This window comes from Paracoccus sp. (in: a-proteobacteria), assembly GCF_046289755.1.
Classification (GTDB): domain Bacteria; phylum Pseudomonadota; class Alphaproteobacteria; order Rhodobacterales; family Rhodobacteraceae; genus Paracoccus.
In genome coordinates, this window is sequence record NZ_JBKBVD010000029.1 from 1 (window position 1) to 22287 (window position 22287).

General features: G+C 65.9%; 24 protein-coding genes. 17 read left to right on the forward strand and 7 right to left on the reverse strand.

What is annotated here, in order from left to right; all coding sequences use genetic code 11:
* Both ACK41U_RS11770 and ACK41U_RS11775 read right to left on the reverse strand, forming a co-directional pair.
* Positions 1-255: hypothetical protein (locus ACK41U_RS11770; protein ID WP_409680192.1), on the reverse strand; the 255-nt coding region annotated here is incomplete at its 3' end.
* Between the two features lie 132 nt (positions 256-387).
* Positions 388-1329: a DMT family transporter gene (locus ACK41U_RS11775; protein ID WP_409680195.1), complete on the reverse strand. Its 942-nt coding sequence runs from the start codon at positions 1327-1329 to the stop codon at positions 388-390.
* Positions 1330-1632: 303 nt separating this feature from the next.
* On the opposite strand from ACK41U_RS11775, the gene ACK41U_RS11780 reads away from it, so the two are divergent.
* From ACK41U_RS11780 to ACK41U_RS11815, 8 genes are all read left to right on the forward strand, one after another.
* Entirely contained in the window at positions 1633-2196 is a 564-nt protein-coding gene (locus ACK41U_RS11780) for a TetR/AcrR family transcriptional regulator (RefSeq protein ID WP_409680198.1), read from the forward strand.
* Positions 2181-3239, forward strand: a complete 1059-nt coding sequence (locus ACK41U_RS11785; protein WP_409680201.1) for an efflux RND transporter periplasmic adaptor subunit — start codon at positions 2181-2183, stop codon at positions 3237-3239. The genes ACK41U_RS11780 and ACK41U_RS11785 overlap by 16 nt, the downstream gene beginning before the upstream one ends.
* Positions 3239-6331 (forward strand): efflux RND transporter permease subunit, encoded by a 3093-nt coding sequence (locus ACK41U_RS11790; protein WP_409680203.1) that lies wholly within the window; start codon positions 3239-3241, stop codon positions 6329-6331. The genes ACK41U_RS11785 and ACK41U_RS11790 overlap by 1 nt, the downstream gene beginning before the upstream one ends.
* 379 nt (positions 6332-6710) lie before the next feature.
* Complete coding sequence (locus ACK41U_RS11795) at positions 6711-7481, forward strand: substrate-binding domain-containing protein (protein WP_409680206.1); 771 nt, start codon at positions 6711-6713, stop codon at positions 7479-7481.
* A gap of 69 nt (positions 7482-7550) precedes the next feature.
* Complete coding sequence (locus ACK41U_RS11800; protein ID WP_409680210.1) at positions 7551-7820, forward strand: ATP-binding cassette domain-containing protein; 270 nt, start codon at positions 7551-7553, stop codon at positions 7818-7820.
* On the forward strand, positions 7760-8464 hold the full coding sequence (locus ACK41U_RS11805) for an ABC transporter permease subunit (RefSeq protein ID WP_409680213.1): 705 nt from the start codon (positions 7760-7762) through the stop codon (positions 8462-8464). The genes ACK41U_RS11800 and ACK41U_RS11805 overlap by 61 nt, the downstream gene beginning before the upstream one ends.
* A gap of 156 nt (positions 8465-8620) precedes the next feature.
* Positions 8621-8950: a TIM barrel protein gene (locus ACK41U_RS11810; protein ID WP_409680216.1), complete on the forward strand. Its 330-nt coding sequence runs from the start codon at positions 8621-8623 to the stop codon at positions 8948-8950.
* Positions 8951-8969: 19 nt separating this feature from the next.
* Positions 8970-9629 (forward strand): nucleoside triphosphate hydrolase, encoded by a 660-nt coding sequence (locus ACK41U_RS11815; RefSeq protein WP_409680219.1) that lies wholly within the window; start codon positions 8970-8972, stop codon positions 9627-9629.
* Between the two features lie 37 nt (positions 9630-9666).
* Here ACK41U_RS11815 and ACK41U_RS11820 read toward each other — a convergent pair whose 3' ends face one another.
* Together ACK41U_RS11820 and ACK41U_RS11825 are read right to left on the reverse strand one after the other, a co-directional pair.
* Positions 9667-10953 carry a dicarboxylate/amino acid:cation symporter gene (locus ACK41U_RS11820; protein WP_409680222.1) on the reverse strand — a complete coding sequence of 429 codons (1287 nt, stop codon included), beginning with the start codon at positions 10951-10953 and terminating at the stop codon, positions 9667-9669.
* Positions 10954-10991: 38 nt separating this feature from the next.
* Positions 10992-12374: an aspartate ammonia-lyase gene (locus ACK41U_RS11825; RefSeq protein WP_409680225.1), complete on the reverse strand. Its 1383-nt coding sequence runs from the start codon at positions 12372-12374 to the stop codon at positions 10992-10994.
* Positions 12375-12520: 146 nt separating this feature from the next.
* Here ACK41U_RS11825 and ACK41U_RS11830 point away from each other — a divergent pair, with 146 nt between their 5' ends.
* Positions 12521-13432, forward strand: a complete 912-nt coding sequence (locus ACK41U_RS11830; protein WP_409680228.1) for a LysR substrate-binding domain-containing protein — start codon at positions 12521-12523, stop codon at positions 13430-13432.
* Positions 13433-13593: 161 nt separating this feature from the next.
* On the opposite strand, the gene ACK41U_RS11835 is transcribed toward ACK41U_RS11830, so the two are convergent.
* A complete protein-coding gene (locus ACK41U_RS11835; protein ID WP_409680231.1) occupies positions 13594-14295 on the reverse strand; it encodes an RES family NAD+ phosphorylase in 702 nt (233 codons plus the stop codon).
* Positions 14292-14681, reverse strand: coding sequence for an antitoxin Xre-like helix-turn-helix domain-containing protein (locus ACK41U_RS11840; RefSeq protein WP_409680234.1), 390 nt, complete (start codon positions 14679-14681; stop codon positions 14292-14294). Before ACK41U_RS11840 ends, ACK41U_RS11835 begins: the two co-directional genes overlap by 4 nt.
* A gap of 208 nt (positions 14682-14889) precedes the next feature.
* Here ACK41U_RS11840 and ACK41U_RS11845 point away from each other — a divergent pair, with 208 nt between their 5' ends.
* The 7 genes from ACK41U_RS11845 (at position 14890) to ACK41U_RS11875 (ending at position 20050) form a co-directional block, all read left to right on the forward strand.
* The gene (locus ACK41U_RS11845) at positions 14890-15792 is read left to right on the forward strand and encodes a helix-turn-helix domain-containing protein (RefSeq protein ID WP_409680238.1); all 903 of its coding nucleotides are present in this window, start codon (positions 14890-14892) and stop codon (positions 15790-15792) included.
* Positions 15793-15907: 115 nt separating this feature from the next.
* Entirely contained in the window at positions 15908-16918 is a 1011-nt protein-coding gene (locus ACK41U_RS11850) for a TRAP transporter substrate-binding protein (protein WP_409680241.1), read from the forward strand.
* A 202-nt stretch (positions 16919-17120) separates the two neighbouring features.
* Entirely contained in the window at positions 17121-17618 is a 498-nt protein-coding gene (locus ACK41U_RS11855) for a TRAP transporter small permease (protein WP_409680244.1), read from the forward strand.
* Positions 17615-18898: a TRAP transporter large permease gene (locus ACK41U_RS11860; RefSeq protein WP_409680247.1), complete on the forward strand. Its 1284-nt coding sequence runs from the start codon at positions 17615-17617 to the stop codon at positions 18896-18898. The genes ACK41U_RS11855 and ACK41U_RS11860 overlap by 4 nt, the downstream gene beginning before the upstream one ends.
* 196 nt (positions 18899-19094) lie before the next feature.
* Positions 19095-19304: a hypothetical protein gene (locus tag ACK41U_RS11865; protein ID WP_409680249.1), complete on the forward strand. Its 210-nt coding sequence runs from the start codon at positions 19095-19097 to the stop codon at positions 19302-19304.
* The gene (locus ACK41U_RS11870) at positions 19301-19780 is read left to right on the forward strand and encodes a hypothetical protein (protein ID WP_409680252.1); all 480 of its coding nucleotides are present in this window, start codon (positions 19301-19303) and stop codon (positions 19778-19780) included. Before ACK41U_RS11865 ends, ACK41U_RS11870 begins: the two co-directional genes overlap by 4 nt.
* Positions 19781-19846: 66 nt before the next feature.
* On the forward strand, positions 19847-20050 hold the full coding sequence (locus ACK41U_RS11875; protein WP_409680254.1) for a hypothetical protein: 204 nt from the start codon (positions 19847-19849) through the stop codon (positions 20048-20050).
* 79 nt (positions 20051-20129) lie between these two features.
* On the opposite strand, the gene ACK41U_RS11880 is transcribed toward ACK41U_RS11875, so the two are convergent.
* On the reverse strand, positions 20130-21623 hold the full coding sequence (locus tag ACK41U_RS11880; protein ID WP_409680256.1) for an MFS transporter: 1494 nt from the start codon (positions 21621-21623) through the stop codon (positions 20130-20132).
* An 88-nt stretch (positions 21624-21711) separates the two neighbouring features.
* Between ACK41U_RS11880 and ACK41U_RS11885 the strand changes: the two genes are divergently transcribed.
* Positions 21712-22284, forward strand: coding sequence for a TetR/AcrR family transcriptional regulator (locus ACK41U_RS11885; protein WP_409680259.1), 573 nt, complete (start codon positions 21712-21714; stop codon positions 22282-22284).
* Positions 22285-22287: the final 3 nt, after the last annotated feature.

Consider the following 22287-nt stretch of genomic DNA (forward strand, 5'->3'; position numbering starts at 1 on the left):
AACAAGGGCCATGCGGAACAAGGGGTCGCGCATCGGATGAACCTGAATATGAGGACATTGCAAAAGGCGGCGCAGAATCACGCCGAAGGGATACACCGCCACACTGCGGCAATCTGCCACGGCTGCCGCCGGCAGACAAGCCTCTGGTGCCCTGTCTGCCGTCGCAGCCACGCCTGTTGATCCGGACCTTGCCAGAGATGCGCATGTCACCACCCGGCGCAGAGACCGGAACGCGACGAACGGATCGCGCGCCATGGCGCGTCTTGTCGAGGACCGAAAATTCCGAGGGCCATGGCGGCCCCGGACTGTATGCTAGTTCCGACATCTGGATGACCGGCCCCGGCACGCACGAGGACGCGGCCCTGCGCCCGCCGCGGTCGCGGCGCCTCAGCCCTGCGGGGTGGTGGCCTTGCGCTGGCGGCTGCGTTCAAGCCCCAGCTTGTGCTCGCGCCAGATGATCAGGATGCCCGCAAAGATCACGATTGCCGCCCCGATGATCACTGTCGGCGTGGGGATTTCGCCAAAGACCCACCATCCGATCAGCACCGCCAGCAGCATGGCCAGATAGTCGAACGGCGCCACGACCGAGGCATCGGCATAGCGATAGGCCGAGGTCAGCAGGATCTGCCCGATCCCGCCCAGCAGCCCCGACATGATCAGCATTACCGCCGTCGCGGGACCGGGCATCACCCAGCCAAAGGGCAGCGTCATCAGCCCAAGGATCGTGGAGGTGACCGAGAACCAGAAGACGATGGCCGATGTCCGCTCTTGCTGGACCAGCATGCGCACGAAGATCATCGCCAGTGCCGCGCACATCGCCCCCATTAGCGCCGCAACCGCGCCCAGCATGCGCGACGCATCGACATCGCTGCCCGTCATCAGCTGCGGCGACAGCACGATCAGTACGCCGGTCAGCCCCAGCCCGACCATCGACAGCCGGAAGGCGCGGACATCCTCGCCCAGAAACATCCCCGCGAAGATCACGACCAGCAGCGGCGCGGCAAAGTTGATCGCCGTCACCTCGGGGAAGGACAGCAGCGACAGCGCCCAGAAGTTCAGGCCCATCGCGGTCGTTCCCACGATGCCGCGATAGACATGGCCCATGGGCCGGACGGTGACCAGACCGACCCGCAATTCCGACCGCAGCGCCAGCCACACCAGAATCACCGGAATCGCAAAGATCGAGCGGAAGAACACCTGCTGACCCGGCGGCACGCCCAGGCCGCCCTCGGAGGTTGCCTTGACCAGTGCCGCCATGACGGTGAACACCGTCACGCTTGCGCATTTCAGCAAGATGCCGTGAACCGGTGATGGTGGGTTGGCACTCAAGGGGCGTCTTTCCCGACATGGACAGACATCTGCTAGAGCGGTTTTGCAGCTTGTGCAATGTCTGGCAGCGCGCCCGCGCCCGTCCATTCGGCTGAGGCCCGCCAAAGGGGCGCGGCCGCGCCTTGCCCCTTCCCGGCAGGCCGATACCAGCGGCGCCGACCCGGCCACCGGCGGTACTGCCCGGCGATGCTGTCCGGTGGGGCTGTCCGGTGGCGGAAACTCTGCGGTTCCTCAAGATATTGACAGCCATCTGAAATCGACCTACCAAACGGTCAGTCACTTACCAACCGGACGGTCAGTCTCATGCGTGCCAATACCTCCCGCGAAGACATTCTTGAGGCGGCCATCGCCGTGGCCGCCCGCGATGGCAGTGGCCGCCTGACGATAGAAGCCGTCGCGCGCGAAGTGGGCATGAGCAAGGCAGGCGTGCTTTACAATTTTCCCTCAAAAGAGGTGCTGCTGGCAGAACTGCTGGCCCATATGATGCAATGCTTCGAAGGCTGCGCCGACGATCAGCGGGCCAAGGCACCTGATATTCCGAACGCGCATCTGACCAGCACCTTGTCGGCATTCCACGATTTTCTTCAGTCGGACCCGCATCTGCCTCAGGCGATTCTCACGGCCGGGGTTCAGAACCCGGAACTGCTGGAACCGCTGCGCAAAACCATGGCGAAAACCATCGCGCTGGCCTGCGATGAGACCCGTGACCCGGTCGGGGCGCTGATCGTCATGGCGGCCATGGACGGGATGCTGTTTCAGCACATGCTGGGCCTTCCGCCCCGTGATCCGAAGACGCGTGACGCCATGTTCGCGCGCCTGCACCAAATGACCGCCACGCTGGAGCCCCGCACATGCGCTTGCGACTGAATGCCCTGTTCGTGCCGGTTGCGGCGATCCTTCTGTCGGGCTGCATCCCGGATGCCTCGGCCGATGAAACCCCCGAGCCGGTCGGCGCCATCGCCATCCCCATCATGCAGGTCGAAGCGACATCGCAGGGCCTGTCGCGCAGCTTTGTCGGGCGGGCCGAACCGCTGCGGACCGTCGATCTGGCGTTCCAGATCAACGGCCAGATGATCGAGCGCCCCGTGGCCGAGGGGGACCGGCTGGACGCGGGCGATCTGATCGCGGCGCTTGATCCGGTCGGCTATCAGCTTGCGCTGGACCGCGCGGATGCTGTCGCCACGCAGGCCGAGGCGGAATATGTGCGTGCCAGCGCGCTGGTGGACCGGGCCTCGACCCGCTCACGGCTGGACAGCAGCGAGGCGGATCGCGCCCAGGCCGATGTCGCCCTGCGCGAGGCGCGGCGCGCGCTGGATCAGACCCGCATCCGCGCCCCGTTTCCGGCACTGGTCGCCCGCACGCTGGCCGAGGAATACACCAATGTGACGCCCGCGGTCCCGGTCGTGCGGCTGCAGGACATCAGCGAAATGCGCATTGTCATCTCGCTGCCCGAGACGCTGGCGGTCCAGGCGCGGACCAATGCGGACAGCTTCGAGATCCGGGCCAGTTTCGCCGCCTTGCCCGGCTATCAGCCGGTGCTGGAACTGCGTGATTTCGTGACCGAGGCCGACCCCGTGGCGCAGACCTACGAGGTCAGCTTTGCCGTCACCGGCGAGGTCGATCCCGGCCTGTTGCCCGGCATGACCGCCAGCGTTCACATCGCGCTGAAGCAGGCGGGATCGCGGATCGAACTGCCCCTGGGCGCGATTGATACCACGCATGGAGAAACGCCCCATGTCTGGGTCTATGATGCGGCCTCGCAGACGGTCCACAGCCGCCCGGTCAGCGTCGGACTGCCGCAGGGCGACCGGATTCCGGTCGAAACCGGGCTGGAGGCGGGCGAAAGCGTCGTCACCGCTGGCTGGTGGCAACTGACCGAAGGCGCGTCCGTGCGTCCGGGCAGCCTGTGATGGGCCGGTCCTTTTCGATTGCCGCAGGCTCGATCCGCAGGCCGGTCACGGTCTGGCTGCTGATTCTGCTGTGCTTTTTCGGCGGCCTCTGGGGTATGGGCAGTGTCGGGCGGCTGGAAGATCCGGGGTTCACCCTGAAAACCGCGCTGGTCTTTACCCCCTATCCCGGCGCCACCGCCACCGAGGTCGAGCGCGAGGTGACCGAGGTTCTGGAAAGCGCGATCCAGCAGATGCCGCAGCTGCGGCGGGTGGAATCGCGATCCATGCCGAGCATGTCGCAGCTGACGGTCGAGATCGAGGACACCTATGGCCCCGAGGCCATGCCGCAGGTCTGGGACGAGCTGCGCCGCCGCATCGGCGATGCGCGTCCGGCGCTGCCGGCGGGTGTGGTCGATCCTGTCATCAACGATGATTTCGGCGATGTGTATGGCCTGTATTACGCCGTCTCGACCGAGGGCTATTCGCACCGGCAGGCCCGCGAAATCGCCCGCCAGCTGCGCCGCGGGCTGGTCACGGTCGATGGTGTCGCCAAGGTCGACATCGCGGGCCTGACCGAAGAGAATATCACCGTCGAGGTCAGCGCGGCCCGGCTGGAACGGCTTGGCCTGCCGCCGGATCAGGTTCTGGGCGTCATCGCGTCTGAAAACACGATCTTTTCGCAAGGCACGGTCACATCGGACACGGCGCGCCTGCGGCTGGGCCTGCCGCCGGGCTATGTGACGCCCGAAGGCATTGCCGCCCTGCGCGTGGGACAGCCGGGCGACACCGGGCAACTGGCGCTGACCGACATCGCCGATGTCTCGCGTCAGATCACCGAGACGCCGGAACTGGTCGTCACCCATGATGGCGCGCAGGTGTTCACTCTGGGCGTGTCCGTCGTCACCTCGCGCAATGTGGTCGAGGTGGGCCACGCGGTCGAGGCCGCGCTGCGGGCGCTGGCCCATGACCTGCCGCCGGGGGTCACGCTGACGCCGATCTATGAACAGCACAAGGTCGTCGATCAGGCGGTCTCGGGCTTTATCATCAGTCTGGCGCAGTCGGTGGCCATCGTCGTCGGCGCGCTGATGCTGGCGATGGGCTGGCGCGCGGGCGTCGTGGTGGGCGCGACCCTGCTGCTGACGGTCATGGCGACGGTCATGTTCATGGCCGTCTTCGGCATCGAGATGGAGCGGATCTCGCTGGGTGCGCTGATCATCGCCATGGGGATGCTGGTCGACAACGCCATCGTCATCACCGAGGGCATGGTCATCGGCATCGGGCGCGGCAAATCCGCCGAAGAGGCCGCAGCCGAGACCGAGGCCGCCACCGGCATTCCGCTGCTGGGGGCGACGGTCATCGGGATCATGGCGTTTTCCGGCATCGGCCTGTCACCGGATGCGACGGGCGAATTCATGTTCTCGCTGTTTGCGGTGATCGCCATCTCGCTGCTGCTCAGCTGGGTGCTGGGGGTGACGGTGACGCCATGGCTGGGCGCGCGCCTGCTGCGCGCCAGCGGAGCTGCCGGGGATGACCCCTATGCGGGGCGGCTGTATCAGATCTATGCGCGGGTCCTGGGTGCCAGTCTGCGCGCGCGCTGGCTGGTCATCGCCACCGTCGTGGCCATCACCGCAGGCTCGCTGGTGGCGTTCGGGGGCGTGAAACAGCAGTTCTTCCCCAACTCCACCACACCGCTGTTCTATGTGCATTACGATCTGCCACGGGGCGCCGACATTGCGGCCACGCGGCAGGCGATGGCCCAGATCGGCGCGACGCTTCAGGACACGCCCGGCGTCACGGCGGTCACGACCTTCAGCGGCGCCGGGTCCAGCCGCTTCATGCTGACCTTTCAGCCCGAACAACCCAACCCCGCCTATGGTCTGGCCATCGTGCGGATGGCCACGGCGGCCGAAATCCCCGCCACCATCGCCCGCCTGCGCCAGACATTGCCGCAAGCCTTCCCGCAGGGACAGCTGCGGCTGGAGAGCCTGGTCTTTGGCCCGCCCACCGGCGCGGATGTCGCGCTGCGCATCTCGGGACCGGACAGCGCCACCCTGCGCCAGACCGGCGATCAGGTCAGCGCGATCATGCGGCAGTCCGGTGTTCTGCATGACCTCCGCAACGACTGGCGCCAGCCCGAACTGACGGTCGTTCCCGTCGTGGACGAGGCCCGGATGCGCCTTGCCGGTGTCAGCCGCAGCGCGATTTCCGACACGATGCTCTATGGCACCTCGGGTCTGCGGGCGGGGTCGCTGCGCGAGGGCGACACCCAGCTGCCGATCCTTCTGCGCCGCCCCGAGGCCGAGCGCACCGGGCTGGCCGGTCTGCTGGACATGCAGGTCTGGTCCGAACGATCGGGCGGCCATATCCCGATGGCCCATGTGGTCGACCGGCTGGAGACGCGCACCGAAGAGGCGCTGATCCACCGCCGCGACCGTGTCAGAACCCTGACCGTACAGGGCGATGCCGCCGGGGATCTGACCGCCGATCAGGCGTTTCGCCAGCTGCGCCCGATGATCGAGGCGATGGCGCTGCCGCCCGGCTATTCCATCGCATGGGGCGGCGAATACGAAAGCTCGACCGAGGCGCAGGAATCGCTGGGGCAGCAACTGCCACTGGGCTTTCTTGTGATGCTGTTCATCTCGGTGCTGATGTTCAACCGCATCCGGCAACCGGCAATCCTGTGGCTTGTGGTGCCGATGGCGGTCACGGGCATGTCGCTGGGGCTGCTCATGTCGGGATTGCCGTTCACCTTTACGGCGCTGCTCGGGCTGCTGTCGCTGTCAGGCATGCTGATGAAGAACGCGATCGTTCTGGTCGAGGAAATGGACGCACAGCGACGGGTTCAGCCCGATCCGTTCCGGGCCGTGATCGACGCGTCGGTCAGCCGTCTGCGCCCGGTCGTGCTGGCCGCAGGCACCACCATCATGGGAATGCTGCCGCTGTTGTCGGACGCATTCTTTGCCTCGATGGCGGTCACGATCATGGGCGGGCTGGCATTTGCCACCGTGCTGACGATGATCGTGGTGCCGGTGCTCTATGCGCTGATGTTCCGCATCCGGCCGGGCGCCACGGCCGCAAGGCGCCTGCGTGCAGCAGAACCTCCGGTCCGGTGACGGCGCTATTTCTGTGCTTTTCCCCCGTCAATTCTCAGCCACACAAGCCAGAAGACGTCACAGTTGTCCAAGCCGCAGGGCAGTCGCAGGTCGAAGCGACCCGGCGGCCCGCCTGAAACAGAGCTTTCGGCCAGACGGTCGGGTCAGGTGTCATCCACGACGATCCGCGCCGGAACGATCTCTATCTCACCGTTGCGATCCTCATTCGCGTCAAACCCGGAAAAACAGCGGGTGATCAGCGTCTCGACATCCTGTCGCAGCATGATCGTGTCGATGGGAAGGCAGGCGGCGAAAGGATCCCGGTCGAAACAGGCGACCCGTGCGGCGGTGAAACCGCCCGCATGCGCCTGCCAGAACCGGGCAAAGCCCTCGGAAGGCCGTGATCGAGTTCACAAGAAGGGCGCGGGGCGCCTCGGGGCGTTGGGCAGCGATCCGGGCCAGCGCTTCGCATGCGGCCTGCGGGCTGGAGCCGGTTCTGGCCCGCGCGCAGGCTGCGGGCATCACCCACGAATCGCCCGATCAGCAGAACGTCGACTGGAATTTCGAACTGGCCTCGGCGGTGGGCTTTGGCGAGGCCTATGGCCGGCAGCTGGCCGAAACGCTGGACGGTCAGGGGCAATACGCCGTCTTTGTCGGCGGGCTGACGGTGCCGCTGCACAATGCCTGGGCCGATGCCGCCATCGCCTGGATCGGGGCCAACCACCCCGGGATGGAGCTGGTGGGCGAACGCTTTGGCGTGGCCGGGGATGTGGATGCCTCGCGCCGCACCGCGCTGGACCTGATGCGCGCGCATGAGGGTCTGCGCGGCTTTCTGGCGTTCGGCAGTCAGGGCCCGATCGGCGCCGCGCGCGCGGTCGAGGAACGGCGCCGGGGCGGCGAGGTGATCGTGCTGGGCCCCTTCTCGCCCGGTCAGGGCCGCATGCTGATGCAGGACGGCATCCTGTCGGGCGGCTACATGTGGAACCCCAAACAGGCGGGCGAGGTCTTTGTGACGCTTGGCACCATGCTGGCCGATGACGAACCCGTCGAGGCGGGCATGGAGATCGAGGGGCTGGGCGTGATCGAGCCCGAAGGCCGCAACATCATCGTCGACCAGCTGGTCGAGATCAACGCAGACACGGTGGACGATCTGGCCGCCATGGGCCTCTGACCCGATACCGGCGGGGCCGCGACGGTCCCGCCGCGACCCCATCAGACACCCCATTTGACGGCGGGCCCGATGCCCGAACCCGACCCGCAGGCAGGCGGCCTGCTGCGGCTTGCCCATGTCTCGAAACGCTTTGGCGGCGTGCAGGCGCTGGATGACATCGCCTTTGATGTCCGCCCCGGCGAGGTTCTGTGCCTTGCGGGCGAGAATGGCTGTGGCAAGTTCACGCTGATCAAGGTCATCAGCGGCGTCCACCGCCCCGAGCCGGGCGCGGTCATCGAATGGCAGGGCCGCGCCCGGAAACCACGCCCGCCGCGCCCATTCTGGAACTGCGCGGGCTGACGCGGCATGGCGAATATCACGACATCACTCTGACCATCGCGCCGGGCGAGGTGGTGGGGCTGCTGATGCTGGCCATGCTGATCCCGATCCTGTCGGGCGGCTTCAATCTGGCGGCGACCTTCTCGGCCAATATCGCGGGCCTGCGGCTGGCATGGGTGCTGATCTGGGGCGGAGGTGCGGCGGCCAGGCCTGTCGTGCTGGTGCTGGGCGTGCCGGTGCCGCTGATCGTCTTCGGCCTGTGTGCGGTCCTGTGGGCGGTGATCCTGAACCGCACGCGGCTGGGCTTTTCGATCTATCAGCTGGGCTCGAACCTTGAGGCGACGCGCTATTCCGGCGTCAACACCCGGCGCGCGCTGACCATGGTCTATGTGCTGTCGGGGCTGATGTGCGCGGTCGCGGGCATCATCATGGCGGCGCGGTTCAACTCGGTCCGGGTGGGCATGGCGAGGCCTAGTCGATCCTTTCGGCGGCTTTGGACGGGTCCTGCCGGTGGTGCTGCCCACCAACAACCCCGAAGGCGCGCTGGATTTCCTGAAGAGGGCGCTGGACGTCACCGACGCCATCGGCGCCGAGGCGATGAGCGGCGTTCTGTATGGCGGCATCGGCCAGCGCACCGGCAAGCGCCCGACCGAGGCCGAATATGACGCCACCGCCCGCGTGGTCGAAAAGGCCGCCGCCTAAGCGCGCAAGCTGGGTCTGGGCTATGGTCTGGAGGCCGTGAACCGCTACGAGAACCACCTGCTCAATTCCGCCGATCACGCGGTGCGGCTGTGCGAACGTGTGGGGCCGCGAATGTCTTTGTGCATCTGGACACCTGCCACATGAATATCGAGGAAAAGGGTCTGGCAAACGGCATCCTGCGCGCGCGCGAGCATCTGAAATATATCCACCTCTCGGCCTCGGATCGGGGCATGCCGGGCATGGACACGATCCAGTGGGACGAGGTGTTCGGCGCGCTGGCTGCGATCCGGTTCAAGGGCGGGATGGCGATGGAAAGCTTCATCACCGTGCCTCCGCAGATCGCCGATGCGCTGTCGGTCTGGCGCGACGTTGCCCCCTCGCGCGATGAGGTGCTGACGGACGGTTTGTCTTTCCTCAGGATGAAAGCCCGGCAATATGGGCTGATCTGATCACAGGAAGGGCGCCGACATGACCACAGATCCCGATGCCGCGATGACCGGCCATGACCGCATCGACCTGACCGGGCTGCTGGCGCGTCTGGCGCCCATGGCACAGGGTCCGGCGCGCCGCTTTGTGGCGGTTGCCGGGCCTCCGGGTTCAGGCAAAAGCACGCTGGCCCTGACGCTGGAGCAGGCCCTGTCGCGCGATCATCCGGGCCGGGTGGCGATCCTGCCGATGGACGGGTTTCACTATGACGACCTGTGGCTGGTGCCGCAGGGGCTGCGCCCGCGCAAGGGGGCGCCCTTTACCTTTGACGTCCGGGGCTTTGCCGCCACGCTGGCGCGTCTGGCCACAGATGACGGGCCGGTCGCCGTGCCGGTCTTTGACCGCGATCTTGAAATCGCCCGTGCGGGCGCCCGCATCATCGACCCGGCCATCCGCCTGATCCTGGTCGAGGGGAATTACCTGCTGCTGGACGATCCCGACTGGCGGCCTCTGGCGGCGCATTTCGATCTGACCGTGGCGCTTGACGTCCCCCTCACCACGCTTGAGGCGCGGCTGCTGCGCCGCTGGCAGGACCTGCCGGAGCCCGAGGCGCGCCGGAAGGTCGAGGCCAACGACCTGCCCAACGCCCGGCTGGTCATCGGCACCTCTCGCCCCGCCGATCTGGTGATCTCGTCGGGCTGACGCTGCGCCGGACGCTGTCCGGCGCAGACATCCTCGGTCAGACCACCGATTTCAGGACATGCGGCGTGTCATAGGCCGCCTGATCCAGCTCATCCTCGGACCGGGCGACCACGACGCTGCAGGCCGCATCGCCGGCGACGTTCAGCGCGGTGCGCGCCATGTCCAGAATGCGGTCGATGCCCGCGATGATCGCCACCCCCTCCAGCGGCAAGCCCACCGAGGTCAGCACCAGCGACAGCATCACCAGCCCTGCGCCCGGCACCCCCGCCGTTCCGATCGAGGCCAGCGTCGCGGTCAGCACGATGGTCATGTAATCGCCCACCGACAGATCAATCCCGAACGCCTGCGCCACAAAGATCGCCACGACGCCCTGATACATGCAGGTTCCGTCCATGTTGATCGTCGCGCCCAGAGGCAGGGTAAAGCTGGACACCGACCGCGACACGCCCAGATTCTGTTCCACCGCCGTCATCGTGACCGGCAGCGAACCCGCGCTGGAGGTGCTGGTAAAGGCCACGATCACCGGCTCGACCACGCCCTGAAAATAGCGCAGCGGGTTCAGCCCGGACAGGAACCGGATCAGCCCGCCATAGATGACCAGCGCGTGAATGACACAGCCCAGATACAGCGCAAAGATGACCTTGCCCAGAGGCAGCAGCACGTCCAGACCATAGGTGCCCGCCACCCATGCCATCAGCGCGAAAACGCCATAGGGTGCGAACGAGATCACGATTTCGGTCAGCTTCATGATCGCGGCGTTCAGCGCGTCGAACAGGTCGCGCAGCGGGCGCGCAGGCTCTCCGGCGAGGTTGATGGCCAGCCCGAAGACAATGGCGAAAAAGATGATCTGCAGCACGTTGCCATCCGCCGCCGCGCTGATCGGGTTGGTCGGGATGATCGCGATCAGCGTCTCGGCAAAGCCCGGCGCCGCGTTGGGCACAGGCGCGGTCGGCGCGTCGAACTGCACGCCCACGCCGGGACGGATCAGCACCGCCAGCAGCACGCCAAGGCCCACGGCAAATCCCGTGGTGCCCAGATAAAAGGCGACCGTCTTGACCCCGATCCGCCCCATCCGCGCCATGTCCGTGACCGAGGTCATCCCGCAGACCAGCGACACGAAGACCAGCGGCACGATCAGCATGCTGATGGCGGCGACAAAGGCGGTGCCGACCAGCCGGATCGACAGCGCGGCCTGACTGTTGCCCGTCATGTTCAGGATCACACCCAGCGTCGCGCCCAGCAACAGCGCGATAAAGATCTTCTGCCACAGCAGCAGGCTGCGCCAACGCGCCAGGATGCTGCGGCCTTGTGTCATCGTCGTCATGGTTTCTCCTCCCTCAAGGATCTGTGTCGTCCCGGTCGTCACGCCGACAGGCGCAACCCTGTGCCGGTAAAGCTGTCGACCACCTCACGCGGCAGGCCCGGCTCGGATGTCAGGGCGGGGATCAGGCCGATCCCCTCGCGTTTCGCGCGATAGACCAGCGCGCTGGCGCGGTCATAGCCAAGCGTCTCGACCAGTTGCGTGGCCAGCGCGAAACTGCCCTCGAACAGGGTGCGGCAGCGGTCGGCATCGACCGTGATCCCGTCGATGCAGCGTGTGCGCAGCGTGCGCACCGCGTTCTCCAGCATGGATTGCGAGTCCAGCAGGCGGGCCAGCATCACCGGCTCCATCGCGTTCAGCTGCAGCTCTCCGGCCTCGGCGGCCAGTGTCACGGTCAGATCGTTGCCGATGACGGCATAGCAGACCTGATTGACCACTTCGGGGATCACCGGATTGACCTTGCCCGGCATGATCGAGGACCCGGCCTGAACCGGCGGCAGGATCAGCTCGGCCAGCCCGGCGCGCGGCCCGCTGGACAGCAGCCGCAGGTCCGAGGCGATCTTGGACAGCCGCACGGCGGTCGTCTTCAGCGCCTGCGACATCGCCAGCAGCCCGCCCTGATCGTAGCCCGCCGCGAACAGATCTGCCGCAGGCACCAGCGCAAAGCCCGACAGTTCGGACAGATGCTGCACGGCACGCGCGGCATAGCCCGCAGGCGCCAGAATGCCGCTGCCGATGGCGGTGCCGCCCAGATTGACATGCGCCAGCGCGCCCGTGGCGGCGTCGATCCCCGCGGCGCTGGCCGTCGTGATGGTGGCAAAGGCCGCAAATTCCTGACCGACGGTCATCGGCACCGCGTCCTGCAGCTGCGTGCGCCCGACCTTGGTGATGCCGCCGAATTCCCCGGCCTTGCGCGTGAAGGCATCTGACAGCAGGCCCAGTTCACGGATCAGACCACCCGCACGCCGCATCAAGGCCAGCCGCAGCGCGGTGGGATAGACGTCGTTCGTGGATTGCGACCGGTTCACGTCATCATTCGGATGCAGCGCATCGTAATCGCCAAAGGCACGGCCCATCAGCTTCAGGCCGATATTGGCGATCACCTCGTTCGCGTTCATGTTGGTCGAGGTGCCCGCCCCGCCCTGCACCATGTCCACGACGAAATGTTCGTGGTGATGGCCGTCGATGATCTGTTCCGCCACCGCCATGATGGTCTGCGCGCGACCGGGATCGAGGATGCCCAGATCAAGGTTCGTCCGCGCTGCGGCGTGCTTGACCATCGCCATGGCGCGCACCAGTTCAGGCTCGTCGCACAACCGGCTGCGCGAGATGGAAAAGTTCGACAGCGCCCGTGCCGTCTGCGCGCCATAGGCGCAATGGTCGGCAATCTCGATCGCCCCAAGCTGGTCTCTTTCGGTCCGCATGATCGTTCCCCTGCGTGATGACACCGGGATGACAGGCGCCGCGTGGCTTGGGAAATGCCGATGCGGAATTCCTCTTGCCCGTTTGCGCATCATGCCGTTCCGGTATAGTTTTCACCAAAACAGGCATGGGCGCGCGGGGGGGCGGCATGGAGCTGATCTGGCTTGTGGATTTCGTGACGCTTGCCGAATGCTCGGTCTTTTCAAGGGCGGCGGCGCGGCGCAACGTGACCCAGCCCGCCTTCACCCGCCGGATCAAAAAGCTGGAATATGCGCTTGGCGCGGTCCTGATCGACCGCTCGGTCCATCCCGCCGCCCTGACGCCTGCGGGGCAAAAGTTCCTGCCCGTGGCCCAGAACATCATCTTTGAATGGGAGGGGATGCGCACCGAACTGGCCGCGACGGCCAAATCGCAGGCGGGGATCCGTCTGGCCTGCCTGCAGTCGCTCAGCGTGTCCTATGTGCCGGTCTTTCTGCGCCAGCTTTACCGGAACGGCCCGCAGCCCCGTTTTCGCGTCATGGCCGATAATTTCACCGGCTGCGTCGATGCGATCACCTCGGGGGCGGCGGACGTGTTGATCTGCTATTCGCATGACATGATCTCGACCGGCAGCAGCCTGACCGGCAAGCTGGCCTGCGCGCTGGACAACGACCGGCTGATCCCGGTGTCCAGGGCCGTGGACGGCCAGCCCGTCTATGCGCTGGACGGCCATAACGTGCCCTTCCTGTCCTGCGGCGCCAGCAGTGTGCAGGGTCGCCTGACGAACGCCATCCTTGACCGCCAGCCCGAGCGGCTGTCGCTGGACATGGTTTATGAAGACAGCATCGGCGCCGCGATCAAGACCGCCGTCATACAGGGGATCGGCGTGGCGTGGCTGCCGGAAAAGCTGATCGAGGCCGAACTGGCGCGCGGCGAGGTCGCCGAACTGACGGTTGACGGGCTGCACCTGTCCGAGGCGATGGCGATCACGGCTTTCCGCAACGCGGCCACCGCCGAGCCGCCGGTCGAGCGGTTCTGGTCAAGGCTGGTCGCCCGCAGCGATGATCCGCCGCTCCTCTAGCGGGCGGCATCGGGCCGCGGGCCTGACACGGGCCTGACACGAGGATCACGGATCGGCCCGCCGTTGAAGACCTGGCCGCCAGCACTGTATCTGCAAGGTGCGACCAGACATTCGGGATCGGGGCAGTCTGCAAGGCCGGATCGCCCTTGCCCCGACAGGGATCAGGCCACGGCACGAATGGAATAGTCGGGCGTGCCCTCCCAGACCAGATCCCAGGACGCGCCGGGCCGCACGTTCTGGATGGCGTGCGGCTCGAAGCAGACCAGACAGTTTCCACCCGGCGCGGGCGCCCTGACCGAAGGATAGATCAACCCGCGCGACCCGTCGCGGCGCAGGCGTTCGGCAAGGCTCTGACCCTCGGGGTATCCGACCGCCGGGTCGGGATGAAGGGCCGCGTGCCCCGGCTCATCCGTCATGTCGTCAAAGACACCGATGAAATCTGCCAGCAATTCGACATAGCGGGCGCTGTCCTCGAACACGCCGGTATAGCCCAGCTCTCTGGTCCGGTGCCATGCGACCTCGGCGACCGAGACCATGCTGTTCCAACTGCAATACCACGCCCCCCGCGCCTCCGGGTTAAAGCGATTGCCGCCCGTCCGGGTATAGGTGAACGCCGCGTTCACATGGGTATCGCCATAGATCCGCAGATCCCGGCTGCGCCGCCGCCACGCCAGTTCGCGGGGGTCCAGATGCGGGCTCCTGCCGCGTTCGGCCAGCAGACGCGCGCTGGTCAGGCCCTCGATCTCGGCCAGAATCTCCATCTCGTCGTCGGAATCGACAAGACCCCGCAATGAGGGGGGCTTGTGATAGGTGGCGGGCAGAAGGCGAACCAGACCGCGATCCGACAGTTCGGTCTGCCTCATGCGCCGCCCCGAAGCGCGTCGAGATAGGTCCTGACGGCAATGATCTGTGGCAGGCCTCCCTCGATCGCCGTGTCCACCGGTCGCGCACCACCAAAAAGGGGCCCCGCATTCGCGCGTGTGAACCAGCTTTTCGCAAGGGTTTCGGAAAAGTACAGCTCAAGCGATTTGTAGATGCCGATCAGGGCGCTGAGGCGCAAAAGCTGATCCTTTGTCAGCTCTCCGGCAAAGCCCGGCTTCCTGGCGCGTTTCCATGTGCTTTCGGACATGTCGGCCAGAGCGGCCGCCTCTTTGAGGCTGAGAGACCAGGCGTCGGCGATGCGCGCATATGCTTTCAGCGCAACGGCGTTCATCTGGGTCGCTTCGCGGGATTTGACGGCAATTTGCATCTTTGACTCCTGTCAGTGCAATATAGGTCATATGGCCCTGTAGTAAAGTCCATATGACCCGCTTTCTATGAAAACATGGAGGTATCCACCGCCGACTGCCCGAACTCTGAGCTCAGGTCTTGTTCCGCCGCCACAAATGCTTGCGGTGCGCAGGGCGTTGTATCAGAACTGAGACGACAGCGGCTGGCCATTGCAATCGGGGGCAGGTGTGGCGGATATCGACAGGACCAGCTTTGAGGGTATCGGGGCGCGCCTTCGGGCGCACCGGATCGGGAGTGGCTTCGGGCCGGAAGAACTGGCGCTGCGCATCGGCATTTCGCGCGCGGCGCTGTACCGCGCCGAAAAGGGCGAGATCACCAAGATCGAAACGCTGGCGTCGATTTCCCGTGAACTGAAGGTCTCACTGCCCACGCTGCTGGGCGTGGGCATCGAATATATCCCCAACGCGCTGGCCTTCTTCGAGCGGATGCGGCAGGTCGAGGAACAGGCGGATCAGATCATCGGCTTGTTCAGTCCGATCTCGTATCTCGTCACCACCACGTCCTATGACGCGATCCTGCAAAAGGTGTTTCTGGAATCCCTCCCGTCCGGGAAACAGGCAGAGGCCAGCCAGATTCTGCGCATACTGTCCGAGCGAAAACAGATATTTACGCGACGCAGGCCCTTGCTGGTGTCGGTCATCTCGATCAACGATACCGAAGGTTTTCTGCGCGACGGGCTGGAAGGGCGGCACGGTCTGCCCGATGAGATCAGGGCCGAGCGGCGGCGTGCGGCCGTGCACGAGGTGCGCCATATCATCAGCCTGCTGCGCGAACCCGACATCGGAATTCAGCTTGGCGTGTCGCCCGAGCCGTTTCCCTCGACCAGCTTTCAGATCACACGGTCAGGCGCCCGCTCGGCGCTGACGGTCAGTCCGTTTCGGCTGGGTCACAATCCCAATATCAGCGTCGGGGTGGGTTTCATCACGTCGGCCCCCGAAGCGGTGGACCTGCATGACGGCATCGCCCGCGCCCTGTGGGAGCGTTCGCTGCGCGGGCAAGAGGCGGCAGAGCGTCTGGAAGCGCTGGTCGCGACAGCGGAAGAACAGGGCGATCGTGATGGCATTGTCTAAAACAGAGGCAATTCCGACGTCGTCACCTCCGACCGTCTCAAAATATAGATCACTCTCTTGACAGCGTCCCGGCTTCGGGGAAGGTCAGAGAAAACAACATTCACAGGGGAAACAGATGATCAGAATTGACCGCCTTTCAGCCACGGTTGCCGCCTTTGCCGCGATGGCCGGCGGCGCGTTCGCGCAAGAATTCACCGCCAAGATCGGACATCTCGAATCCGCGGCGCAAAACCGGCATATCCATCTGGAAAAGGTCGCCGCGCTGGTGAACGAACGGACCGACGGGAATGTCGAATTCGTGCTGTATCCGCAGGCCCAGCTGGGCGATCAGCGCCAGATGAATGAGGGCGTGCAGTTCGGGTCGCTGGAAGGCACCGTCGCGCCGGCGGCGTTTCTGGGCGGCTTCAACCCCGTCGTCTCGATTCTGGACATCCCCTATCTGCTGCCCGAAGACGAGGCGGACGCGCAGGCGCTGCGCGAAGGGCCGTTCGGTCGGGCGTTGCTCGACAGCTTCAGCGACAAGGGCATGCTGGCGATCGCGCTGTGGCCGAACGGGCGCAAGCATATCACCTCGAACCTGCCGGTGGAGGATCTGGCCGATTACGCCAATCAGAAATTCCGCGTCATGGACAGCCGGGTGCTGATCGAACAGTTCAACGCGCTGGACGCCTCGGCCATCGCGATCCCGTTCGGCGAGCTTTACACCGCCCTGCAGACCGGCGTGATCGACGGGCAGGAAAACCCGCTGGATACCATCGAGACGATGAAATATTTCGAGGTGCAGGACAATCTGGTGCTGTCGGGTCATGGCGCCATGGAAGATGTCGTGATCTTCAGCCCGGTGTGGTGGAACAGCCTGCCCGAGGAATATCAGACCATCATCCAGGACGCGTTCGTCGGGATGGTGCCGGAACTGGTGGCCAACAAACAGGCCGCCGTGGACCGCGCATTGGAGGCCGTGACGGCCGCGGGCATGAACGTGCGCGAAACCAGCGCCGAAGAACGCGCCGCCTTCCGCGAGGCCACCTTTGGCCCGACCTCGGCCGCCTATCTCGCTCTGGCGGGCGATGCGGGTCAGGCGCTGCTGGATATCTATCTGCCTGAATACGAAAAGCTGGCGCAGTAATCCTGCACCCGGCAGCCCCCGTTTCATGGGGGTGCCACAGCGGACCGGGGCCACGCGCGCCCCGGTCCGACCCTTTCCCGGTGCAGCGGGTGCGGACTGAACCCTGTCCGGCCCCCGGCTGTCACCTTGTGACTGGACGCATGTCGCGCCCGCGGGGCGGTATCGCCTTTTGCGCCACATGCCTGGAACGGACGGACCCGCGATGCTGGCCCTCAACATGCTTCGGCTGATCGAACGATCAATTCTTGTCGTGACTTTCCTGACCATGGTGGCGCTGTATTTTTCCAGCATCGTCGCCCGCGAGCTGGGCGGCCAGATCGCCTCCTCCTTTGCCTGGATCGAAGAGGCGGTGCGGATGCTGAACCTGTTTCTGGTGTTTCTGGGGCTGGGCCTGGCGCTGGAACGGGGGCGGCATGTCGGCATCCGCAACCTGCGCGACAAGCTGCCCGAGGGCCTGCGCCGGGTGTTGCTGAAGATCACCGATGTCGTGGGGCTGGCCTTTGCCCTCTACATCGCGTGGCTGGGTCTGGGGCTGGTGCAGTTCGTGCTGGGCACGGGACAACGCTCGCCCACGCTGGGGGTGCCGATGGGGCTGATCTATCTGGCGCCGGTCGCAGGCTTTGTGCTGCTGGCGCTGCGCTATGCGCTCAGCCTGCTTGGCGTGATCGACCGCTTTGCCGATGCGGAGGACGTCGCATGATCATGGGTCTGATTGTCATTCTGGCCGTCGCGCTGCTGGTGCTGGGCTTCGAGATGTTTCTGGTGCTGGCCGTCCCGGCACTGGCCTACAAGGCGATGTTCCATGCCAGCCTGCCCGATCTGGTGGTGGTCCAGAAAATTCTGGGCGGGGTGGATCATGCCACGCTGCTGGCGATCCCGTTCTTTGTGTTTGCGGCCAACCTGATGGGGTCAGGGCAGATCGCGCAGCAGCTGGTGGCGGTGGTCAAGGCGATGCTGGGCCACACGCGCGGCGGCATGGGGCATGTGGTGGTCGGCGGCTCGATGGCGTTCGGCGCGGTCTCGGGCTCGGCCCCGGCCACGGTCGCTGCCATGGCCCGCATGGCCTATCCCGAATTGCGGCGCAGCGGCTATTCCGACAAATTCTCGCTGGGGCTGATCGTCTCCAGCGCCGAAACCGCGCTGCTGATCCCGCCGTCCATCACGATGATCATTTACGGCTGGATGACCGGCACCTCGATCGCGCGCCTGTTTGCGGGCGGGCTGGCCGTGGGGCTGGTGCTGGGTCTGGCCTTCGCGCTTTACGTCAACTACGTGGCCCGGCGCGACGGCATCACCCGTGCCGGACGTGTGGGCTGGGCCGACCGTGCCCGCGTGATCTGGCAGGCGAAATGGGCCATCGGCATGCCCGCCATCATTCTGGGGGGCATCTATTCGGGCACCTTCACCGCGACCGAGGCCGCCGCCGTCAGCGTGGTCTATGCCATCCTGATCGAGGTGGTGGTGCTGCGCAGCCTGACCCTGCGCGGGTTGTTCGAGGTGACCGAGCAAAGCGCGATCAACACCTGCATCATCTTCGTGCTGCTGGCGATGGGCGGGCTTGTGTCCTATTTCGTCACGCTGGCGCAGGTCCCGGCCGAAATCATCGGCTTTCTGGGGGCGGTTGACGCGGGCTGGATCACCTTTCTGCTGGTGGTGAATGTCTGCTTTCTGATCGCGGGCATGTTCATCGACCCGAATTCGGCGCTGCTGATCCTTGTGCCGCCGCTCTATCCCGTGGCGGTCGCGCTGGGGATTGATCCGGTCCATTTCGGGTTGATCGTCACGCTGAACATCGGGCTGGGGATGATCACGCCGCCATTCGGGCTGGATATTTTCGTGGCCTCCTCGACCCTGCGCAAACCCGTGGCGACCATCATCGGGGGCGTGTGGCCGTTCCTGTGGGTGAACCTGATCGTGCTGATGCTGATCACCTATATCCCGCAGATCTCGCTGTTCATCCCGCAACTGATCTTTGGCTGAGGGGACATGATGAACGCCTGACCGACAGACCCCGCAACGACCCCGCCCCGCTATCGCTGCGCCGAGGCGCTTGCCGTGGTGCGCGCCAACGACCCGGTGAACACCGATGACCGGCTGCTGACGCTGCAGGCCCCCGCCGAGGTGCTGGACTGTGTGCCGGGGCAGTTCTTTCAGCTGCTCTGCCCGGATCGCGCGCATGTTGCAGCAGATCGGCGCCGAATACGGCATCCCCGGCGAGATCGCCGTCGAACAGCAGATGGCCTGCGGTCTGGGCATGTGTCAGGCCTGCATGCGCCCGTTCCACTCGGGCCGCACGGGCCGCGGCATCGTGCAGCGCCGCGTCTGCCGCGAGGGTCCGGTGTTCCCGCTGGCTGATCTGGTCGCAGACGCGGGGGTGCCGGCATGAGCCGGCTGCTGACATCTGTGGGCGGCGTGACGCTGGCCAATCCGGTCATGCCCGCCTCTGGCACCTTCACCGAGGATCTGGCCGATGTGTTCGACCTGGGCATTCTGGGCGCGCATGTGCTGAAGACCTTCACCGCCGGGGCGCGCAGCGGCAATCCGACGCCACGGGTCTGCGATCTGACCGGCGGGATGATGAACGCCATTGGCATCCCCTCCAGCGGGCTGGATCATTTCCTGACGCAGACCCTGCCGTTCTGGGCGCGCTATGATGTGCCGCTGATCGTCTCGATTTCGGCGCATGGCTATGACAGTTTCGCGCGGCTGGCCGAGGCGGTCTCGGTTCCCGGTGTCACCGCGATGGAGGCGAATATCTCCTGCCCGAATATCGAGGCCGACGGCCGCGCCTTTGCGGTGCGCGCCGACACCACGGGGCAGGTGGTGGCGCAGCTGCGCCGGGCGACCGACCTGCCGCTCTGAGTCAAGCTGTCCCCCAATACCGGCGAGCCGGTCGAGGTCGCGCAGGCCGCCGAGGCCGCCGGGTACATGCTGGCCAAACAGGCCGACGACTTCGTCGAATTCACCGAGCGCATGCCGATGCCGGCCCACGAAAACGATGCGATGTTCGCGCGCATCAGCGCGAATGTCGCAGCTCTTGATGCGGCCATCGCGGGCGGAGACAAGGCGGCGGTTCTGGACGCGCTGGACCGCATGGCGCAGGACGGTGCCGCGATGCTGAGCGCTGGCTGAACGCGGCTTTGCGGATGCGCCGCGACGATTGCCCGTCCGCGGCGCCATCCCTGCCCGTCAGTACCGGCGGGCGGCGCCGTTACACGCCGTAGCTGCCCGCCTGCCGCCCCGCCGCCGTCTTGCGCCAGATCCCGACCGCCGCGGCCAGCACCAGCACCGCTGCCAAGGAAATGACGCCGACAAACGCCTCGTCAAAGGCCGCCCGCGCCAGCGCCGTCACATTCGCCGCGCCCACCGGGTCCAGCCCCTGCGCAATCAGCAGCGCCTGATCCAGACTGTCGGCAACGGTCGCGGACAACCCTTCGGGGATCGTCATGGCGCGCGTGTACAGGGCGGTCATGACGCTTCCCAGAATGGCGATGCCAAGCGCGCCGCCAAGTTCAAAGGACACCTCCTCGACCGAGGCTGCCATGCCGGCGCGGTCCTCTGGTGCCGACAGCATGATGGTGCTGGACGCGGCGGTCATGGTCGCGCCGATGCCAAAGCCCATGATGCCCAGACATGACAGCCACAGCCATGCCGGGCCGGTATGGGTCAGAAGATACGCGGTCAGGGCCAGTCCCGTCAGCATCAGGGCCGATGTCAGCACCCGCGCGGCGCCAAGACGCGGCAGCGCGAGACCCGTCAGCGGCCCGGCGACAAAGGACGCCGCCGGAATGGGCAGGATCATCAGCCCCGCCTGCAGCGGCGACAGGCCCAGCACCAGCTGCAGGCGCTGGCTGAAGACCAGCTCCACCCCGACCAGAGCCGCAGCCGCCACCAGTGCCGCCACCACGCCTGCGGTAAACCGGGCGTTGCGGAACAGCGAAAAGTCGATCAGCGGGCTGGCGCTTGCCCGCTGGCGGCGGACAAAGGCCGTCATGGCGGCCACGCCGATGATCGCGACAGCCCCTGACACCAGCCATGACGGCTCGCGTTTGCTGACCTCCTTGATGGCATAGACCAGTGCGACCAGCCCGACCATGATCTGCACCGAGCCGATCAGATCGAAGGGATGGGCCTGCGCGGGCCGCTTGTTGACCAGCACCACCGCCCCCGCCAGCAGGGCCAGAATAACGATCGGCACGTTGATGAGAAACACCGATCCCCACCAGAACCATTCCAGCAGAAAGCCCCCGACCACCGGCCCCATCGCGGCACCGCCCGAGGCGACGGCGGCCCAGATCCCGATGGCAAAGGCGCGCTCTTTCTCGTCGGTGAAGGTCAGCCGGATCAGCGACAGGGTCGCGGGCATCATCATGGCCGCGCCCACCGCCAGCAGCACCCGGGCGGCAATCAGCGCCGCAGGTGTGGGCGAAAAGGCCGCCGCCAGCGAGGCCGCTCCGAACACGACGAGGCCGGACATGAACATGTGCTTGTGCCCGACCCGGTCCCCCAGCCCGCCCAGACCGGGCAGAAGCCCGGCCACCACCAGCGGATAGGCATTCACGATCCACAGCTTCTGGTTGGCTGTGGCGGCCAGATCCTGTGTCAGCCTTGGCAGCGCAGTGTAGAGGACCGTCATGTCGATGACGATCAGGAACAGCGCGCTCGACACGATGGTCAGAACAAGCCAGCGGTTGCGGGGGGCCATTGCGGTCATCCTTTGGAACGTTGAACAAGAGGTTGTGTCTCTGGAATGGGGCATATAGATACAGTCGTATCGTAATGAAAGAGGGAAAATGGCCGGACGACCCCGCAGCATTGACCGCGACAAGGTTCTGGACGCCGCCGAGGCTCTGGTGGTGACCACAGGCGCGGCCGCACTGAGTTTCGATGCGGTGGCGAAGGCCGCCGGCATCACCAAAGGCGGCGTGCAATACGCCTTCGGAACGCGCGACAACCTGATCAAGGCGATGATCGCGCGGTGGGGGCAGGCCTTCGATGCCGAGGTGGCCCGGCAGACCGGCCCCGACCCCTCGCCGCACGCGCTGATCCGCGGGCATCTTGCGGCCGCCCGCGATGCCGACGATGCCGAGCACTCGCGCTCTGCCGTGATGATGACCGCGCTTTTGCAGCACCCCGATCAGCTGTCGGCGACACGAGCGTGGTATAACTCGCGTCTGGCCGGGCTTGATCTGACACAGCCCGGCGACCGTCAGGTGGCGCTGGCCTTTCTGGCGGGGGAGGGGGCGTTCCTGCTGAAGGCGTTCGGGCTGATCGACCTTGATCAGGCGCAGTGGACGGCCCTGTTCCAGGACATGATGTCCGCGACAGGATCAGCCCCGCCCGACGCGGCGCCTCGGGACGACTGAGCT

Coding starts and splice junctions, on each gene's coding strand:
- ACK41U_RS11885 (WP_409680259.1), top strand. CDS start 21,712: ATGGCCGGACGACCCCGCAGCATTGACCGCGACAAGGTTCTGGACGCC.
- ACK41U_RS11780 (WP_409680198.1), top strand. CDS start 1,633: ATGCGTGCCAATACCTCCCGCGAAGACATTCTTGAGGCGGCCATCGCC.
- ACK41U_RS11820 (WP_409680222.1), bottom strand. CDS start 10,953: ATGACGACGATGACACAAGGCCGCAGCATCCTGGCGCGTTGGCGCAGC.
- ACK41U_RS11800 (WP_409680210.1), top strand. CDS start 7,551: ATGCCCGAACCCGACCCGCAGGCAGGCGGCCTGCTGCGGCTTGCCCAT.
- ACK41U_RS11815 (WP_409680219.1), top strand. CDS start 8,970: ATGACCACAGATCCCGATGCCGCGATGACCGGCCATGACCGCATCGAC.
- ACK41U_RS11840 (WP_409680234.1), bottom strand. CDS start 14,681: ATGCAAATTGCCGTCAAATCCCGCGAAGCGACCCAGATGAACGCCGTT.
- ACK41U_RS11865 (WP_409680249.1), top strand. CDS start 19,095: ATGTTGCAGCAGATCGGCGCCGAATACGGCATCCCCGGCGAGATCGCC.
- ACK41U_RS11860 (WP_409680247.1), top strand. CDS start 17,615: ATGATCATGGGTCTGATTGTCATTCTGGCCGTCGCGCTGCTGGTGCTG.
- ACK41U_RS11880 (WP_409680256.1), bottom strand. CDS start 21,623: ATGGCCCCCCGCAACCGCTGGCTTGTTCTGACCATCGTGTCGAGCGCG.
- ACK41U_RS11875 (WP_409680254.1), top strand. CDS start 19,847: ATGCTGGCCAAACAGGCCGACGACTTCGTCGAATTCACCGAGCGCATG.
- ACK41U_RS11830 (WP_409680228.1), top strand. CDS start 12,521: ATGGAGCTGATCTGGCTTGTGGATTTCGTGACGCTTGCCGAATGCTCG.
- ACK41U_RS11790 (WP_409680203.1), top strand. CDS start 3,239: ATGGGCCGGTCCTTTTCGATTGCCGCAGGCTCGATCCGCAGGCCGGTC.
- ACK41U_RS11835 (WP_409680231.1), bottom strand. CDS start 14,295: ATGAGGCAGACCGAACTGTCGGATCGCGGTCTGGTTCGCCTTCTGCCC.
- ACK41U_RS11870 (WP_409680252.1), top strand. CDS start 19,301: ATGAGCCGGCTGCTGACATCTGTGGGCGGCGTGACGCTGGCCAATCCG.
- ACK41U_RS11855 (WP_409680244.1), top strand. CDS start 17,121: ATGCTGGCCCTCAACATGCTTCGGCTGATCGAACGATCAATTCTTGTC.
- ACK41U_RS11785 (WP_409680201.1), top strand. CDS start 2,181: ATGCGCTTGCGACTGAATGCCCTGTTCGTGCCGGTTGCGGCGATCCTT.
- ACK41U_RS11850 (WP_409680241.1), top strand. CDS start 15,908: ATGATCAGAATTGACCGCCTTTCAGCCACGGTTGCCGCCTTTGCCGCG.
- ACK41U_RS11825 (WP_409680225.1), bottom strand. CDS start 12,374: ATGCGGACCGAAAGAGACCAGCTTGGGGCGATCGAGATTGCCGACCAT.
- ACK41U_RS11805 (WP_409680213.1), top strand. CDS start 7,760: ATGGCAGGGCCGCGCCCGGAAACCACGCCCGCCGCGCCCATTCTGGAA.